This is a genomic window from Kosakonia sp. WA-90 (assembly GCF_039871955.1).
In the GTDB taxonomy this organism is placed as follows: Bacteria; Pseudomonadota; Gammaproteobacteria; order Enterobacterales; family Enterobacteriaceae; genus Kosakonia; species Kosakonia oryzendophytica.
This window is the reverse complement of record NZ_JBDPLJ010000007.1, coordinates 128,294-144,994: the sequence shown is the minus strand read 5'-3', so window position 1 is coordinate 144,994 and position 16,701 is coordinate 128,294. Positions and strand designations below refer to the sequence as shown.

Annotated in this window: 14 protein-coding genes; 9 read left to right on the top strand and 5 right to left on the bottom strand. The window is 52.1% G+C overall.

Annotated features, from left to right (window positions below):
* Positions 1 to 9: 9 nt before the first annotated feature.
* The gene (locus ABGA49_RS13745; RefSeq protein WP_134318721.1) at positions 10 to 1,380 is read right to left on the bottom strand and encodes a cystathionine beta-synthase; all 1,371 of its coding nucleotides are present in this window, start codon (positions 1,378 to 1,380) and stop codon (positions 10 to 12) included.
* A gap of 394 nt (positions 1,381 to 1,774) precedes the next feature.
* Between ABGA49_RS13745 and ABGA49_RS13740 the strand changes: the two genes are divergently transcribed.
* From ABGA49_RS13740 to ABGA49_RS13720, 5 genes are all read left to right on the top strand, one after another.
* Positions 1,775 to 2,797 (top strand): ATP-binding cassette domain-containing protein, encoded by a 1,023-nt coding sequence (locus ABGA49_RS13740; protein ID WP_347665682.1) that lies wholly within the window; start codon positions 1,775 to 1,777, stop codon positions 2,795 to 2,797.
* The gene (locus tag ABGA49_RS13735; protein ID WP_061493294.1) at positions 2,790 to 3,458 is read left to right on the top strand and encodes a methionine ABC transporter permease; all 669 of its coding nucleotides are present in this window, start codon (positions 2,790 to 2,792) and stop codon (positions 3,456 to 3,458) included. Before ABGA49_RS13740 ends, ABGA49_RS13735 begins: the two co-directional genes overlap by 8 nt.
* Positions 3,459 to 3,476: 18 nt before the next feature.
* Positions 3,477 to 4,289 carry a MetQ/NlpA family ABC transporter substrate-binding protein gene (locus tag ABGA49_RS13730; protein ID WP_061499767.1) on the top strand — a complete coding sequence of 271 codons (813 nt, stop codon included), beginning with the start codon at positions 3,477 to 3,479 and terminating at the stop codon, positions 4,287 to 4,289.
* A 185-nt stretch (positions 4,290 to 4,474) separates the two neighbouring features.
* Positions 4,475 to 5,656, top strand: a complete 1,182-nt coding sequence (locus tag ABGA49_RS13725; protein ID WP_061493295.1) for an acetyl-CoA C-acetyltransferase — start codon at positions 4,475 to 4,477, stop codon at positions 5,654 to 5,656.
* Positions 5,657 to 6,132: 476 nt separating this feature from the next.
* The gene (locus tag ABGA49_RS13720; RefSeq protein ID WP_061493296.1) at positions 6,133 to 6,813 is read left to right on the top strand and encodes an oligogalacturonate-specific porin KdgM family protein; all 681 of its coding nucleotides are present in this window, start codon (positions 6,133 to 6,135) and stop codon (positions 6,811 to 6,813) included.
* A gap of 308 nt (positions 6,814 to 7,121) precedes the next feature.
* Here the strand turns inward: ABGA49_RS13720 and ABGA49_RS13715 are convergent, their stop codons facing one another.
* Positions 7,122 to 8,297, bottom strand: a complete 1,176-nt coding sequence (locus ABGA49_RS13715; protein WP_061493297.1) for an oligogalacturonate lyase family protein — start codon at positions 8,295 to 8,297, stop codon at positions 7,122 to 7,124.
* Between the two features lie 484 nt (positions 8,298 to 8,781).
* Between ABGA49_RS13715 and kduI the strand changes: the two genes are divergently transcribed.
* The 4 genes from kduI (at position 8,782) to ABGA49_RS13695 (ending at position 12,633) form a co-directional block, all read left to right on the top strand.
* Positions 8,782 to 9,618, top strand: a complete 837-nt coding sequence (gene kduI / locus ABGA49_RS13710) for a 5-dehydro-4-deoxy-D-glucuronate isomerase (protein ID WP_061499771.1) — start codon at positions 8,782 to 8,784, stop codon at positions 9,616 to 9,618.
* Between the two features lie 60 nt (positions 9,619 to 9,678).
* Positions 9,679 to 10,440 (top strand): 2-dehydro-3-deoxy-D-gluconate 5-dehydrogenase KduD, encoded by a 762-nt coding sequence (gene kduD / locus ABGA49_RS13705; protein WP_347665681.1) that lies wholly within the window; start codon positions 9,679 to 9,681, stop codon positions 10,438 to 10,440.
* A gap of 314 nt (positions 10,441 to 10,754) precedes the next feature.
* Positions 10,755 to 12,173: a sugar porter family MFS transporter gene (locus ABGA49_RS13700; protein ID WP_061493299.1), complete on the top strand. Its 1,419-nt coding sequence runs from the start codon at positions 10,755 to 10,757 to the stop codon at positions 12,171 to 12,173.
* A gap of 124 nt (positions 12,174 to 12,297) precedes the next feature.
* On the top strand, positions 12,298 to 12,633 hold the full coding sequence (locus tag ABGA49_RS13695) for a colicin E1 family microcin immunity protein (RefSeq protein ID WP_088237775.1): 336 nt from the start codon (positions 12,298 to 12,300) through the stop codon (positions 12,631 to 12,633).
* A 20-nt stretch (positions 12,634 to 12,653) separates the two neighbouring features.
* Here the strand turns inward: ABGA49_RS13695 and ABGA49_RS13690 are convergent, their stop codons facing one another.
* The 3 genes from ABGA49_RS13690 to ABGA49_RS13680 form a co-directional block, all read right to left on the bottom strand.
* The gene (locus ABGA49_RS13690) at positions 12,654 to 13,865 is read right to left on the bottom strand and encodes a colicin-like pore-forming protein (RefSeq protein WP_347665680.1); all 1,212 of its coding nucleotides are present in this window, start codon (positions 13,863 to 13,865) and stop codon (positions 12,654 to 12,656) included.
* 321 nt (positions 13,866 to 14,186) lie between these two features.
* The gene (locus tag ABGA49_RS13685; RefSeq protein ID WP_347665679.1) at positions 14,187 to 15,317 is read right to left on the bottom strand and encodes an oligogalacturonate lyase family protein; all 1,131 of its coding nucleotides are present in this window, start codon (positions 15,315 to 15,317) and stop codon (positions 14,187 to 14,189) included.
* 80 nt (positions 15,318 to 15,397) lie between these two features.
* Positions 15,398 to 16,687 (bottom strand): ABC transporter substrate-binding protein, encoded by a 1,290-nt coding sequence (locus tag ABGA49_RS13680; protein WP_347665678.1) that lies wholly within the window; start codon positions 16,685 to 16,687, stop codon positions 15,398 to 15,400.
* Positions 16,688 to 16,701: the final 14 nt, after the last annotated feature.

Sequence of the window (16,701 nt, the reverse complement as noted above, 5' to 3'; positions counted from 1 at the left end):
TTTTGTTCTTTATTGTTCAAGGCGGTTGCGCCAGGTGGTGAGGACGTCGCTGCGGGTGACAAGGCCGACAAAACGGCCGTTGTCAGCGATCACCGCCACCAGGCCGCGATCGAAAATGGCATACAGCGCGCTCTCCGGAGCATGCTTATCAAGAATTTCAACGTTGCGGGTCATCGCTTCTTTCACCGGCAGGGAAAAACGCGCACTGTCGCCACGCACATGGCTTATCAAATCCCACTCATCAACAATCCCGACCACGTGACCTTTTTCCAGCACCGGTAACTGCGAAATGTCATACAAACGCATGCGTGCCAGTACTGCGGCAAGGCTGTCTTGCGGTGCGGCGGTGACCGTCGCGCCTTCATCGTGACGCAGCGCGATAAAATCGGTCAGGTCACCGCTCGATGGGCGGGTGAGCAGACCTTGCTGGCGCATCCAGTCGTCATTGAACATTTTCGACAGGTATTTATTGCCGCTGTCACAGGCGAACGTGACCACGCGCTTTGGCGTGGTTTGCGCCCGGCAGTAACGCAGTGCCGCGTTCAGCAGCGTGCCGGTAGACGATCCTGCCAGAATGCCCTCCTGTTGCAGGAGATCCCGTGCGGTGGCGAAGGCCTCGCGGTCGGTGACGCGAAATGCCTGTTTCACGCCATCGATATGCGCCAGCGGCGGAATAAAATCTTCGCCAATCCCTTCAACCAACCATGAGCCGGGTTCACCGTAATGACCGCTTTCGACCTGGTCGGCCAGAATGGAACCTGCCGGATCCGCCAGCACAAATTCGGTGTGCGGCGAGTGTTTGGCAAACCAGGCTTGTAACCCACCCAACGTGCCGCCGGAACCCACGCCCACGACGATGGCGTCGATATTGCCGTCAAGCTGGTGGTAAATCTCCGGCGCGGTGGTGGTAGTGTGCGCCTGGGGATTGGCCGGGTTATTAAACTGATCAATATAAAATGCGCCCGGTGTTTCGAGCGCCAGACGTTGGGCATAGTCCTGATAATAGGCCGGGTGCCCTTTGTTGACGTCAGAGCGGGTGAGCACCACATTTGCACCCAATGCGCGCAGATGAAAAATCTTCTCACGGCTCATTTTGTCCGGCACGACCAGCACCAGCGAGTACCCTTTTTGCGCCGCAATCAACGCCAGCCCGAGCCCCGTATTTCCCGCAGTGGCTTCAATAATGGTGCCGCCAGGCGAGAGCAGACCTAACCGTTCGGCTTCATTGATCATCGACAGAGCGACCCGATCTTTGATCGATCCGCCTGGGTTTTGGTTTTCGAGTTTGAGAAATAATTCGCATGGGCCACTGTCGAGTTTATGCAGTTGCAGCAGCGGTGTTTGGCCGATCAATTCGGTTACTGAATGGAAGACAGACATTGTGTGTTCACCCGTAGAAAATCGTGATGGGCGGATGATAGGTCTGCCATTTTTCTCTTTTAAAGAATCTTTATTTGTCGTTTAGAACAAACGGAAATATAAAGCTCTGTTTGGCCGTCGGGACGGAGAGCCGTATAGTCGTCCGGATGTGTTGATAGCCAAAAAAGGTGTTTTAGCGCTGATTTCATGCACTTTTTTCGTTCTTTTCGCTGGAGTTATGCGTTTTTTGGCAATGTAATGCGAAATAAATCCTTTTCGAAAAATCCCGCTTTTTCTGCCGTTTAGCGCTTTTAGTTATAAATAATGTCCATTTGGTTATTTGAAATATCACTACGGGTGATTATTATCGTCTGGACATCCATACTGCTAAACTGCCAGACGGAAACACCAACGCATGATCGTTCTCAGGAATATTTCTAAGATTTTCGGCCAGGGAAAGGCATCGATTACTGCTGTCGACAGCGTCAATCTGACCGTTGAGCAGGGGCAAATTTACGGGATTATCGGCTACAGCGGCGCCGGGAAAAGTACGCTGATCCGTTTACTGAACGGGCTGGAAAAGCCCACCTCCGGCAGCGTCGTGATCAATGGGCAGGATATCGCCGCCGCGCGGGGCGAAGCGCTGCGCCAGGCGCGTCTGAAGATCAGCATGGTGTTCCAGCACTTCAATTTATTGTGGTCGCGCACGGTCAGCGAAAATATCGCCTTTTCTATGCAGATTGCCGGTGCGCCGAAAGCGAAAATCACCGCACGTGTAGCGGAACTGATTGAGCTGGTGGGGCTGAAAGGTCGCGAAAACGCCTATCCGTCGCAATTGAGCGGTGGGCAGAAACAGCGCGTCGGTATTGCTCGTGCACTGGCGAACAATCCGGATGTGCTGTTGTGTGATGAAGCAACGTCGGCGCTGGATCCGCAGACGACCGATCAGATTCTCGATCTGCTGCTGGATATTAATCGTCGCTTCAAACTGACCATTGTATTGATCACCCATGAAATGCATGTGGTACGCAAAATCTGCGACCGCGTGGCGGTGATGGAGAATGGTCAGGTGGTGGAAGAGGGCGATGTGTTAAGTGTTTTTACTCACCCGCAAAAACCGATCACCCGGCAGTTTGTACGTCAGGTCAGCCAGTATAAAGAAGACGAGGCGTTTAATCCGGAACTGAGCAGCGACCTGGGCGGTGCCGTCATTAAGTTGACCTTTACTGGCCACAATACGCACCAGCCGATTGTGGGAGAACTGACCCTGCGCTATGGCCTGCCGTTCAATATTCTGCACGGCAAAATGTCGCAAACAGCGCACGGTGTGTTTGGACAATTATGGGTGCACGTGGTGGCGACCCCGGAACAACTGAACAATATCCTCGCCGACTTACGCAACAGCGAGATTGAAAGCGAGGTGGTAACGCATGGCTGAGTCATTTTTCCCCCATCTGAAATGGGAGCAACTCTGGGCCGCCACGCAAGAGACGTTATATATGACGGCACTGTCAGGCGCGGCGACGTTTGTGCTGGGGATTGTGCTTGGTTTGGCGCTGTTTCTGACTGCGCGTGGCGGTCTGTTTCAGAACCGTGCGTTGTACAGCATCATCTCGATTCTGGTGAACGTCTTCCGCTCGATCCCGTTTATCATTTTGATTGTGTTATTGATCCCGTTTACCAAGGCGCTGGTTGGCACCATTCTCGGCGCTAATGCGGCACTGCCCGCATTGATTGTCGGTGCTGCGCCGTTTTATGCGCGTCTGGTCGAGATTGCGCTACGCGAAGTGGATAAAGGGGTGATTGAGGCGACGCGTTCAATGGGCGCGCGTCTGAGCACACTGATCTTTCGGGTGTTATTACCTGAATCATCACCTGCGCTGGTGTCCGGTATTACCGTGACGCTGATAGCGCTGGTGAGCTACAGCGCCATGGCCGGAGTTATTGGCGCAGGCGGGTTGGGCAACCTTGCTTATCTGGAAGGATTCCAGCGAAACCACAACGACGTCACGCTGGTGGCGACGGTGACTATCCTGATCATCGTCTTCATCATCCAGTTCTGCGGCGACGTGATGACTTCTCTGTTAGATAAACGATAATTATTGGAAACCACCATCATGAAAAAAACACTGACACTGATTGCCGCAGCCACCCTGAGCGTTCTGAGCTTCTCTTCCTGGGCGGACACGCTGATCGTTGGCGCATCTAATGTGCCGCATGCTGAAATTCTGGAGCAGGCGAAACCGATTCTGGCGAAACAGGGCATCGATCTGGAAATTAAACCGTTCCAGGATTACATCCTGCCGAACACTGCGCTGGCCAGCCGTGAACTGGATGCCAACTACTTCCAGCACATCCCGTACCTGAACAGCGTGATCAAAGACCATGCAGGCGACAAGACCTATGATTTTGTGAGTGCGGGCGCGATTCATATTGAGCCGATTGGTATTTACTCTAAAAAATACAAGTCGCTGAAAGATCTGCCGCAAGGCGGCAAGATCATCATGCGTGATGCGGTCTCCGAAGAGGGGCGTATTCTGTCCATCTTTGAAAAAGCGGGCGTGATCAAGCTGAAACCGGGTGTGGATAAAGTTACTGCCCGTATTGACGACATCGTGGATAACCCGAAAAAACTGAAATTCCTGCCGAACGTTGAAGCGGCGCTGCTGCCGCAGATGTACAACAACGATGAAGGCGACGCGGTAGTGATCAACGCCAACTACGCGATCGATGCTGGCCTGGATCCGGTACACGATCCGATTGCGGTAGAGAGCGGTGAAAACAACCCGTACGCGAACATCATTACCGTTCATCGTGGTGATGAGAAGAAGAAGGATATCGTTGCGCTGGTGAACGTGCTGCACTCCAAAGAGATTCAGGAGTGGATCCGCACCAAATATAAAGGTGCGGTGATCCCGGTTAATAATTGATCCTTCTGGCGCGCGGCTGTTCTGGCCGCGCGCCTGTAGCTCCGTTTTCTCCTCCTCCTTCTTTATTTCCACCGTTTCTGGTCCATTATTTCCTTGTGATTAATATCACCAATTTTAAACAACCTTGTTAACACTCATTAACAATGCACTACTATTGCCAGGTTCATTCCAGGGCGGAGGTAGAGATGAAAGATGTCGTGATCGTGGGGGCTGTCCGCACGCCAATCGGCTGTTTTCAGGGGGCCTTGTCGCGCCACTCCGCCGTTGAGCTCGGTAGTCTGGTAGTGCAGGCGTTGGTGGAACGCAGCGGTGTGCAGCCACAGGATATTGATGAAGTGATCCTGGGCCAGGTGTTAACTGCCGGAGCCGGGCAAAATCCTGCGCGCCAGTCGGCTATTAAAGGTGGGTTACCGAATACCGTTTCCGCCATCACCATTAACGATGTTTGCGGTTCAGGGCTAAAAGCCCTGCATCTGGCCTCGCAGGCTATTCAGTGTGGCGAGGCAGATGTGGTGATTGCAGGCGGCCAGGAAAATATGAGTCGTGCGCCGCATGTGCTCACCGACAGCCGAACCGGTGCGCCGCTGGGCAATAGCCAACTGATTGATAGTCTGGTGCACGACGGGCTGTGGGATGCGTTCAACGATTACCATATGGGAATGACGGCGGAAAATCTGGCGCGCGAGTATGGCATCAGCCGCGAACATCAGGATGAATGGGCACTCCGTTCCCAGCATAAAGCACGCGCGGCCATTGATTCAGGTCGCTTTCGTGCTGAGATTGTACCGGTGAACGCGATTGCCGCAGATGGTCGGGCGGTGATTGTTGATACTGATGAACAGCCGCGTACCGATCCCAGTGCCGAAGCGCTGGCAAGATTGTCTCCGGCTTTTGGCGTGAGCGGCTCGGTCACCGCCGGTAACGCTTCGCCATTGAATGATGGCGCAGCGGCAGTATTGATGATGAGCGAGAACAAAGCGCAGGCGATGAATCTGCCGGTGCTGGCGCGTATTCGGGCATTTGCCAGCGTTGGCGTTGATCCGGCGTTGATGGGGATCGCGCCCGTCTATGCGATGCGACGTTGTCTGGATCGTGCAGGCTGGCAGTTAAATGATGTTGACCTGATTGAAGCGAACGAAGCCTACGCGGCGCAGGCGTTGTCGGTGGGGAAGGTCCTCGAATGGGACGAGAAACGCGTCAATGTCAACGGTGGCGCGATCGCGTTGGGTCATCCGATTGGCGCATCCGGTTGCCGTATTCTGGTTTCCCTGGTGCACGAGATGCAAAAGCGCAACGCGCGCAAAGGGCTGGCGACATTATGCATTGGCGGTGGTCAGGGCGTGGCGCTGGCTATTGAACGCGACTGATCTCCTCTTTTAAGTCAAATAAAGCCTTCCTCCGGGAAGGCTTTATTATTTGTGATGGTGATCTCAGGCGGTGTTTCAATTAAATTAAAACCTTTTCGGCTGCCTCTAATAATCATTTCCCCTAATTAAAAAACACGCTTTAAATTTACCGCAATTGTATTGTTGCCACCGTTACCATTGTCATTGTACAAGGTAAGCATGCTTATTATTATATAATTCATTTTGTATATGGCTGTTTTTGATTGTGTTTTTAAGTTGTATTTCCAATTGTAACTTCTCGGTTAATAAAAAACTGGTGTGATCTTGACCTTGTTTTTTATCGGAAAAGTGGCAAATAAATTGATATTCATCACGTCGTTATAGATAGTTCAGTTCCGTGTAATTATTTACGATCGAGATCACTAAAATAAAGTTACCGAAAAAATAAAATGTAATTCCATAAAAATGGAACATAATTTTAATTATTGAGGTGACTCATGTTTAAGAAAACTCTGGCTCTTGCTTCACTCCTTGGCGCTTCCTTCGCATCACAAGCTGTTACCGTCGACTTACGTCATGAATACATCGACAGCGGTTCTAACGCCGATCGTGTTGCGGTCTCTCACCGTTTTGATAACGGTGTGGGTTTTGGTGTTGAAGCGAAATGGAAATCCGGCGGCGATGATGCCGATAAACCCTTAACTGAAATTGTGGGGAATGGTCACGAAGAATCGATCAACTGGCGCTGGGCTGCGACCAAGAATTTTGCGCTGACACCGGGCTTTAATATCGAAAGTAAAGATACGAACTCCATTTATAAACCGTATCTGCATGTGCAATACAGCTTTGATAACGGCGTTTATATTGCAGGCCGCTATCGTTATGAATACACACGTAACCCGGATTCCAATACCGTTGATAATAAAGTCAACAAATTCGATACCTGGGTGGGTTGGGCGCTGGGCGATTTCCGTTTTGAGCTGAACTACGTTTATGCCAAGAGCACTGAAGACGTTATCCGCGATAACAACAAAACCTATTCAAACGAATATAACGCTAAAGTGGCTTATAAACTCGATCAGAACTGGTCTCCGTATGTTGAATTGGGCAACGTGGGCGTGAAAAACACCGACGAACGCCAGACCCGTTTCCGTCTCGGCGTAGCCTATTCTTTCTGATTGTCTGCATTACCCTCAAAAACATTCCCCGGAGCCGTTGGCCGGGGATTTTTGTTTGCTCTGTTTTTGAACCGCCGTTGCGTCGCCGCTCAGTTCAATAGTTGATTTATCGGGGTTCGAATATTGCCGGGTTCACAGGGCACCCACCCAGTTCTGTCGTTTTAAACAGCGCTTGCGTTGGCAATAGGGCATCGGCGGATGAAGGGAAACGCAGGTCTGGGAACGCGAAAATTTATCCTGGCATCGACGGGTAAAAAAAAGCCCCCCAGGAGGAGGGCAAGGCCAGTTACAGAAACACGACTAAAATTTTATGCCTGCAGCATGACGCGCTGCGCGGGAAGTTTTGCGATATAGAGCGCCGGTTTGCCGTCTTTATCAGAGCTGTACAAAATGGCGCTGTCATCCGGAGTAAACGACGGATGCGGATGCGTTACCTGGCGGCTGTTTGCCACGGTCGCCCATGAGGTGTCATGACGGGCCACGCGGAAATAGGCTTTTTGCGCCACGTCAAACACATACAAATAGGGATCGTTATCAATGGTGTAGCCGCTGGTGTCTTTCACATCCACCGGCGTACCGGAACCGTCGCCAACCAGCAGCGTACCGTCAACGTTACTCATCAGGTGAGAGCAGGCCGGCATCGGCATCACGGCTTCGTTTACGCCACTATCCGGATTAAAGCGGTAAATCGTGCGCCCTTGTTTGCCTTTCAGGTACGAGACATACACCAGCGCGGAGCCGTTCGGCACCCAAAATTCATGCGTGCAGCTTTCGCCTTCCGCGTGATCTTTCACTTTACGCACATGGCTGCCATCTTCGTTGACCAGCCACATCCGCGCGTCCACCAGGTCATGAGGACCTTCATGACAAAACGCCACGGTATTGTCATCGAACGGGCGGTAAATCGGGTGACCAAGCCAGTTTTTCTCTTCATGGATGACGCTGCTTTGGCCGTTTTGCAGATCAACGCGTAACAGACGGCAGTGCGGGCCTTTATGGAAGAAATCGTGGAACAATTGCCAGCTGTTCAGCGGCGTCCAGTCGCTGGCGGCAATCTCAATACCCACCAGTTTGGTGCAGTCGCTGTTGGCAACCCATGTACCGTAACCTACCCACTCATCCGGTACGCGGTAGATCTCACGTTCGGCCAGCGTCTGCAAATTCACTTCGCGCAGCGTACGGTCATTCTTCACGTAATAGAGCGTGCTATCGTCGGGTGAGAGAAAGCCGCCAAAGGTGTTATCGCCAGCGCCTTCCGTCAGTTGTACGGCTTCTGCATTAGCGATATCAAGCAGGTAGTAGTTCCAGTTGCCGTCAAATTCACCGGCAAACAACAGATGACTGCCATCGTTAAAAAAACACTTCTGATAAAAGTAGTTCCGGTGGCAGGTCACTTCCGGCGGGGTTAAGCGGGTGATTTCCGCGCCGGTGTCCGGATCGCGGCTGACTGCGTATTGCAGTTTTACCCGCATGCCTTTTGCCATATCTCGCTCCTTTAAAGGGTCCGGTGGGCAATCATGCGCCCTGCTGTGACCACAGATGCTTTTAAGTTTAAAAACTGGGTAATAATTTATCAAAACAACGTTTCAATATGTGTGATTGCTGACGCACTTTCTAAGAAAAGAGCAAAGCAAAATGCAATAAGGCAACGGGAAAGGCGCAACTTTGATTTTTAACTGAAAAACTGTCCTTCGACTGTCAAAACTCAAAGACGCTATTAACTTATTGTTTTTTAAGATTAATTTTTCGTCAAATTTGCATGCGACGCAACGTGGCGGCGATGTCAACGCTGAACATTCGTGATCGGACTTACAGATCTTGAAAGAATTAACAGAAAAAGTGAAACGTTGTTTTATTTACAATTGAAAACGTGTTTTAGCCGGGATAAGATGCACTAATATAAGAAACGGAACATTGTTTCTCTTCTGATTGGTGACGTTTCGGTCAAAATTTACTTCGGAGGTTATTGTGGAAGTCAGACAAAGCATCCACAGTGCGCACGCAAAAACGCTGGACACCCAGGGCCTGCGCAATGAGTTTTTAGTCGAAAAAGTCTTCGTCGATGACGAATACACCATGGTCTATAGTCACATCGATCGCATCATTGTTGGCGGTATCAAACCGGTGATGAAAACCGTCTCCGTGGGCGGCGAAGTGGGCAAACAACTCGGCGTCAGCTATTTCCTTGAACGTCGCGAACTGGGCGTGATCAACATCGGTGGACCCGGCACCATTACGGTTGACGGACAGTGCTTTGAAATCGGTCACCGCGATGCGCTGTATGTGGGTAAAGGGGCGAAAGAGGTGGTTTTCGCCAGCATCGATAGCGCAAAACCAGCGAAGTTCTACTACAACTGCGCGCCTGCACACATGACGTTCCCGACGAAAAAAGTGACGCCAGCCGATGTCGCGCCGGTCACCCTGGGCGATCCGCTGACCAGCAATCGTCGCACTATCAATAAGTACTTCGTGCCGGACGTACTCGAAACCTGCCAGTTGAGCATGGGGCTGACTGAGCTGGAGCCGGGCAACCTGTGGAACACCATGCCGTGCCATACGCACGAACGCCGGATGGAGGTCTACTTCTACTTCAATATGGAAGAGGACGCCTGCGTATTCCATATGATGGGCCAGCCGCAGGAAACGCGTCATCTCGTGATGCATAACGAACAAGCGGTAATTTCTCCAAGCTGGTCAATCCATTCGGGTGTGGGTACGCGCGCGTACACCTTCATCTGGGGGATGGTGGGGGAGAACCAGGTCTTTGATGACATGGACCACGTCGCTGTAAAAGATCTGCGCTAGTCGCGGGCAGCATAAAACCATGCCTGTCCGGTACAGGCGCTGATAGATTAAGGAACAAACATGATTCTGGATGCATTTTCTCTTCAAGGTAAGGTTGCGGTAGTGAGCGGTTGCGATACCGGTCTCGGTCAGGGGATGGCGCTGGGTTTGGCGGAAGCAGGCTGCGACATCGTTGGTATCAACATTGTTGAACCGACGGAAACCATTGAGCGTGTCACTGCGCTGGGTCGTCGTTTTCTCAGCCTGACGGCCGATCTGCGTCAGATTGATGGCATTCCGGCACTGCTGAAGCGCGCGGTAGCGGAATTCGGCAAAATCGATATTCTGGTCAATAACGCTGGTTTGATCCGCCGCGAAGACGCGATCAACTTCAGCGAGAAAGACTGGGATGACGTTATGAACCTGAACATTAAAAGCGTGTTCTTTATGTCTCAGGCCGCGGCGAAACACTTTATCGCGCAGGGGCACGGCGGCAAGATCATCAACATCGCTTCCATGCTCTCCTTTCAGGGGGGCATCCGTGTTCCGTCTTACACCGCGTCGAAAAGCGGCGTAATGGGTGTGACCCGTCTGCTGGCGAATGAATGGGCGAAGCACAATATCAACGTCAACGCCATTGCGCCGGGCTATATGGCTACCAACAACACCCAGCAACTGCGCGCCGACGAACAACGTAGCGCGGAGATCCTTGACCGCATTCCGGCTGGCCGTTGGGGGCTGCCAAGTGACCTGATGGGGCCGGTCGTGTTCCTCGCATCCCAGGCATCGGATTATATCAACGGTTACACCATTGCCGTGGATGGCGGCTGGCTGGCGCGTTAAGTATTCGCCAGCATTCGATAAAAACCTGCCTGTGGCAGGTTTTTTTATCTCTGCATATTATTTGTCCATATGATGCTGCTTAAAAAATCCATATCCTTTTATCTTAATTAGCAGGCTTTGTTTTAAAAATTATTACAAATAAATGAGTTAAAAATAGTTTATGGCTTAAACTATATTTTCAAAATTGTAAACTCCATCACAAAACATCATGCCACAGCGAATTTATCCATATCTTCGCGTTTTATAGACTGACGCTCGCTCACGCTGCTGACTTACTTTCATAAGACATCTTCTTCTGTGCAGGCAGGAAAAAAATGACATCTATCAGTAATGAGTCTGTAGTTTTACCGCGTGCGCTGCGTGATACCCGGCGTATGAACCTGTTTGTCTCTGTCTCTGCGGCGGTCGCCGGGCTGCTGTTCGGCCTGGATATCGGCGTGATTGCCGGTGCGTTGCCGTTTATCACCGATCATTTCACTTTAAGCAGCCGATTGCAGGAGTGGGTCGTCAGCAGCATGATGCTCGGCGCGGCGCTTGGCGCACTCTTCAATGGCTGGCTCTCTTTCCGTCTCGGCCGTAAATACAGCCTGATGGCGGGGGCTGTATTGTTTGTAGCCGGATCGCTGGGATCGGCTTTCGCCGGTAACGTGGAACTGTTGCTGGTGTCCCGCGTGGTGCTGGGCGTGGCGGTGGGGATTGCCTCCTACACCGCGCCACTCTATCTGTCGGAAATGGCCAGCGAAAATGTGCGCGGCAAGATGATCAGCATGTATCAACTGATGGTGACGCTGGGCATTGTGCTGGCATTCCTCTCTGATACCGCGTTCAGCTACAGCGGCAACTGGCGGGCAATGCTCGGCGTGCTGGCGCTGCCAGCGGTATTGCTGATTGTTCTGGTGGTGTTCCTGCCCAATAGCCCGCGCTGGCTGGCGCAAAAAGGACGACATATCGAAGCGGAAGAGGTGTTGCGCATGCTGCGTGACACGTCTGAAAAAGCCCGCGAAGAGCTGAATGAAATTCGCGAAAGCTTGAAGCTGAAACAGGGGGGATTTCACCTGTTTAAAGCTAACCGCAATGTGCGTCGTGCGGTATTCCTCGGCATGTTGTTGCAGGCAATGCAGCAATTCACCGGGATGAATATCATCATGTATTACGCGCCGCGTATTTTTAAAATGGCGGGATTCACCACCACTGAGCAGCAGATGATTGCCACGCTGGTGGTCGGACTGACCTTTATGTTCGCCACGTTTATTGCGGTATTCACGGTCGATAAAGCCGGGCGCAAACCCGCGCTGAAAATCGGTTTTAGCGTGATGGCGCTGGGTACGCTGATCCTCGGCTACTGCCTGATGCAGTTTGATAACGGCACCGCATCGAGCGGGTTGTCCTGGTTGTCAGTCGGGATGACCATGATCTGCATCGCTGGGTATGCAATGAGCGCTGCGCCGGTGGTATGGATCCTCTGTTCAGAGATCCAGCCGCTGAAATGCCGTGATTTCGGCATTACCTGTTCGACCACCACCAACTGGGTGTCGAACATGATCATTGGCGCGACCTTCCTGACGCTTCTGGATGCGATTGGCGCGGCGGGCACCTTCTGGTTATATACCGCGCTGAACCTGGTGTTTGTCGGCATTACCTTCTGGCTGATTCCGGAAACCAAAAACGTTACGCTTGAGCATATTGAACGTCGACTGATGGCGGGCGAGAAGCTGCGTAATATTGGGGTATAACCACAACGCGTGGCGCTTATGGGCGTCACGTTCACAATGCGGGTGAAAAGCGCGTGCAACGTCGCTGCTTTTTATGATGATATTAATCAGTTACGGTTGATAAATCATAAGGAATGGGCGCGTTATGACCGCGAAATACTACTTCAAGAATATTTTCTGGGGGATGTTTTTTCTGTCCGGTTTTGCCTGGGCATGGAGCCAGGATATGCAGGATCGCGTCTCCCAATACTTCTTTGTGTTATCGCTCTTTAGTTGCCCGCTCTATCCGTTAGCCAAAAAAGGGGTTGAAACCCTGGCGCTGAGGTTTACGACGCGAGCCTTCTGGCAACGAGGCTATTTTAAAGAGACTCCGGGCAAAAACGGGCTTTATGCCTTGTATTATGGCGCTTGCTTTTTGTTCGCCGTGCCGCTTGGATTGGCGTATTTGCTCTATCTGTTGCTGATGAAAAAGGCCGGTTAATACCGGCCTTTGGTTTGCCATTACACGCCTAACAGAGCATTCACTTTGGTGATAAAAGCCTCGTCTACCAGTGCGCCGACGATAGCCATCATCAATGCAAACCCGAGGATGCCCAGGGCGCTGCCGGTGATGGCGCTGAACACGAAAGCCGTCAATGCCGTTGCCGCGTTACCCGCCGCGATGGCTTCCACTTTCACAAAGAACGGACGCCAGTTTTTGGTGCGGATCGCCTTCGGCAGTTCGACCAGGATCGCATCATACGCATCAATGGCTTTACCCACATAGCCAAACCCTTTACTGAACTTCGCCAGGCTGCTGGCCATGTTGGTACGGTTCACGGACTCCAGGGCTTTTGCAATTGCCTCGCGATCGGCCACGCTGTATTTTTTATCCAGTACGGTTTGAAAGCGATCGAAAGCGGCCAGCGCCTGTTCAACGTTGCGGATCTTCTTGCCTTTGGCGGCTGCAGCCAGTTCCTGGGCAACTTTCGCCGATTGTTCACTGAATTTCGCCGTTACCTCTTTGTAGAAATCAGCCGTAAATTTCACGGCATCTTTCACGTCCGCGCGTTGCGTCTCACCCTGCTTATACGCCTGGGTCAGCGCAGGCACTTCCTGTTCAACGGTCACGATGCGGGTATGCTCGTTGCCGTTTTTCCCGCCGCCACCGGAGGTGATCTCCCGGCGAACTTTGGTCATCACTTTGCCATTACTCAGCCAGTAGCCGGAAGGCAATACGCCCTGCAATACAGTCACAAACTGGCCAACCGATGAGGCGGCGATCGTGTCGGCGTTGAGACCGCCTTTCCCGTTATTCGGTTGCTTGCCTTCCAGCGGATGACCGGAGTTGAAATCGCCAATCGCAATGGTTACGCCATTACCGCGAAGCCCCATTACCAGACCAGACAGGCCAATGTCCGTCGCTTGATCGGCCGTCAACCCTTCGGCGGAAATGCTGAGCATGCCATTGGGTTTCACTTGCTCAATTTTCAATTTCGTTAACGGGTTAATGGTATGGGCAGCCAGAATCAGGTTAGCCAGCTTTTGGCGGAGCGCCTGATCGTTCTGGATCGCCGCCAACTGTTTTTGCGCCGGCGTCGCGTTCACTGAACCGCCGTTATCACGATCGCCGCCATGTCCGTTCGAACCACCGCCAGGCGACGGCTCTGAACCACGTTCAGAACTCCAGTTGGTACCATCACCTACACCACCACCATAGTTAAATCCAGGCATACTGTTTTCCTCTTTTGTCATTTTTGAGTTGGATTGCGGAAATCCGGTGCGCATCTTTTTGAAGACCAGAGACGTTCTGTTACACCGAAAGTGCTGTATATAAAAACAGGTTTTTTGCTACAGCGAGGGCGATGCTACGCCTGAGATATTCACCCCGTCAATAGGCCTGATTAAATAAAAATTATAATAATAACAATGAGTTGTATTGTTTTTGAGTAAACATAAAAGGCTGGAAAAACGCATGAAATGGGGGGCGAAAAGCGTGCGAAAAAGCATCAGAAAAGAAGCCCTCAACGCAGCGAAGAGGGCGGAGGGGAACACTCAAACTTTGGCTAAATAGAGCGCAGGCATGCCGTCGGCGTCTGAGGTATAGAGTACCCACTGGTTATCCGGGGAGAATGACGGGTGCGGGTGGGTGACCTGGCGGTCGCCGTCCAGTACTTTCCAGCTACTGTTATGCTGGCAGATAGCCGTTTGTTCGCCGCTTTGCACATCAAACACCCAAATAAAGGGGTCGTTAAGATGAATATCTCCGGTGTGATGGGGCGCGCCGTCACCGACCACCAGACTGCCGTCATTGTTGCTCATCAAGTGAGAACAGGGAGGGATCGCCATGAGCTGGCGGTTTTCCAGCGTCTGTGGATCGGCGCTGAACAGATAGCGCCGGGCGTCATTTTCCCGGTGTGCCACGTAGTAGAGCGCGGAGCCATCCGGTACCCAAAATTCATGGGTAAAACTTTCACCAGCCTCATGCTGGCGCACCTTGCGCAGGTTGCTACCATCTTCGTTGATCAACCACATGCGCGCATCGATCGCATCGCGCGGACCTTCATGGCAAAACGCCACGGTTTTATCGTCAAACGGGCGGTAGAGGGGGTGCCCCAGCCAGCGTTTTTCTTGCAACAACGTGCTGCGCTCACCGCTTTGCAGATCAATGCAGATCAGCCGGCATTCCGGGTGGGTGAAATAGAAATCGCGGAATTTTTGCCAGTCCGTTAACGGCTGCCAGTCACTTTTTTTAATCTCGATGCCCACCAGCTTGGTGCAGTCGGAATTGGCGACCCAGGTGCCGTAAGCCACCCAGTCATCGTCCACCTCATAAACGACATACTCTTCCAGCGTGCTCAGATCGACGCGGCGTAATTCTCGGGTATTTTTTACATACCACAGGGCGCGATCGTCGGCAGACAAAAAACCGCCAAAGGTATTATCCCCGGCCCCTTCGGTTAGCTGGGTTGCCTCGCAGCGGGCGATATCCAGCAAGTAATAGTTCCAGTGGCCTTCGAATGCGCCGCCAAAGATCAGTTTCCCACCATCGCAGGTAAAGCATTTTTGGTAGAAGTAGTTACGGTGACAAATAATGTGCGGAGGCGTCATCCGGATAACCTCGTGCCCGGTATGCGGATCCTTCTGGCGACGGTATGTCAGCGGGATGATTTTGCCTTTTGCCATGATCTTCTCTCCTGATCCTCTCTCCATTGATAAAAAAATACCCTGCCGGATCCGGCAGGGTAGGGGATGACGGTAAAACCTTAGCGCATGGCGCGTTTCAGGATACGCTCAGCCTGGCGTTGGAAGTCAGCGGCGGTCTCTTCCACTGTTTTCTGACCATAGTCGATGTACTGAATCGCCGTGCCGAACTGGGCAACAATCTGCGGATCGTCAAAATAGGGCGACACAGTGAGTTTGGCAGGCAGCGACTGCGCCAGACGCAGACCCGCAACGGCCGGATCCTCCGCTTTGATTGCACCATTGGCGGTCAGTGTCTGGACTGCGGCTTTGCTCAACGGTACACCACGTTCCAGACCGAGGGTTTCCACGCCTTCTTTGCTGTTCAGCAGGAAGTTAATCACCTGTGCGGCTTCTTTCGGGTGTTTGGTGGATTTACCAATCGACAGCATTTGCGCCGGTTTGAAGAACAGGCCTGCGTCTGTTGCGCCTGGCAGCATCGGGTATTCACCCAACACCAGTTTGGCTGGCGGCTTCAGGTTGTCGGAGTATTTGGTGATGGTGGAGTTCCACATGTAGGTACCGGCCCATTCACCTTCGATCCACGGCTTCATTTCATACATGTTGCTCTTACCGAACGATGCATAGTACTTCGCGTCCGGCATCACGTGGCTGTCGACCAGTTTTTTATACATCTGGAAGAATTCCACCCACTGCTCATTGGTATAGCTGAATTTCTTCGCTTTCTCGTCAACGGCAGGAATATTGTATTTCTGCACCATGTACGAGTTCAGCAGCGCCAGCGTGTCCTGGTGCTCAAGCACCACCGGGTAGTACTGCTTACCCAGTTTGCTTTCAAACGTTTTGCCCGCCGCTAACAGCTCCTCCCAGGTTTTCGGGAAGGCGACGCCCGCTTTTTTCCACTGTTCATCGTTAAAGTAGAATACGCGCGCGGTGACGGAGATCGGAATACCGTTCAGCTTGCCGTCCACGGTGGTGGATTTCAGCTCTTTGGCGTCGAACTGGCTCAAATCGATAATGTCTTTCACCTGGTTCAGGTCGTAAAAACCGTCACCGGATTTTGAGAAGATCGGCAGCCAGTTCCAGTTGGTCTGCATCACGTCCGGCTCAGTGCCGCCCGCGATTTGTGTGGTCAGACGGGAAAGGTGGCCGTCCCAGCCGGTGTACTCCGATTTAACGGTAATATTCGGATGCTGTTGATGAAATTCTTCCAACGCTTTCAATGTGACCTGATGACGACCGTTGCCCCCCCACCAGGACATACGCAGGTCAACATTATCAGCGGCCATAGCGGGTACAGCGCACATGCCCAGAGTTGCGGAGATAACGGCGCCTGTTAGCACTTTTTTCATTTTTATACTCCAGT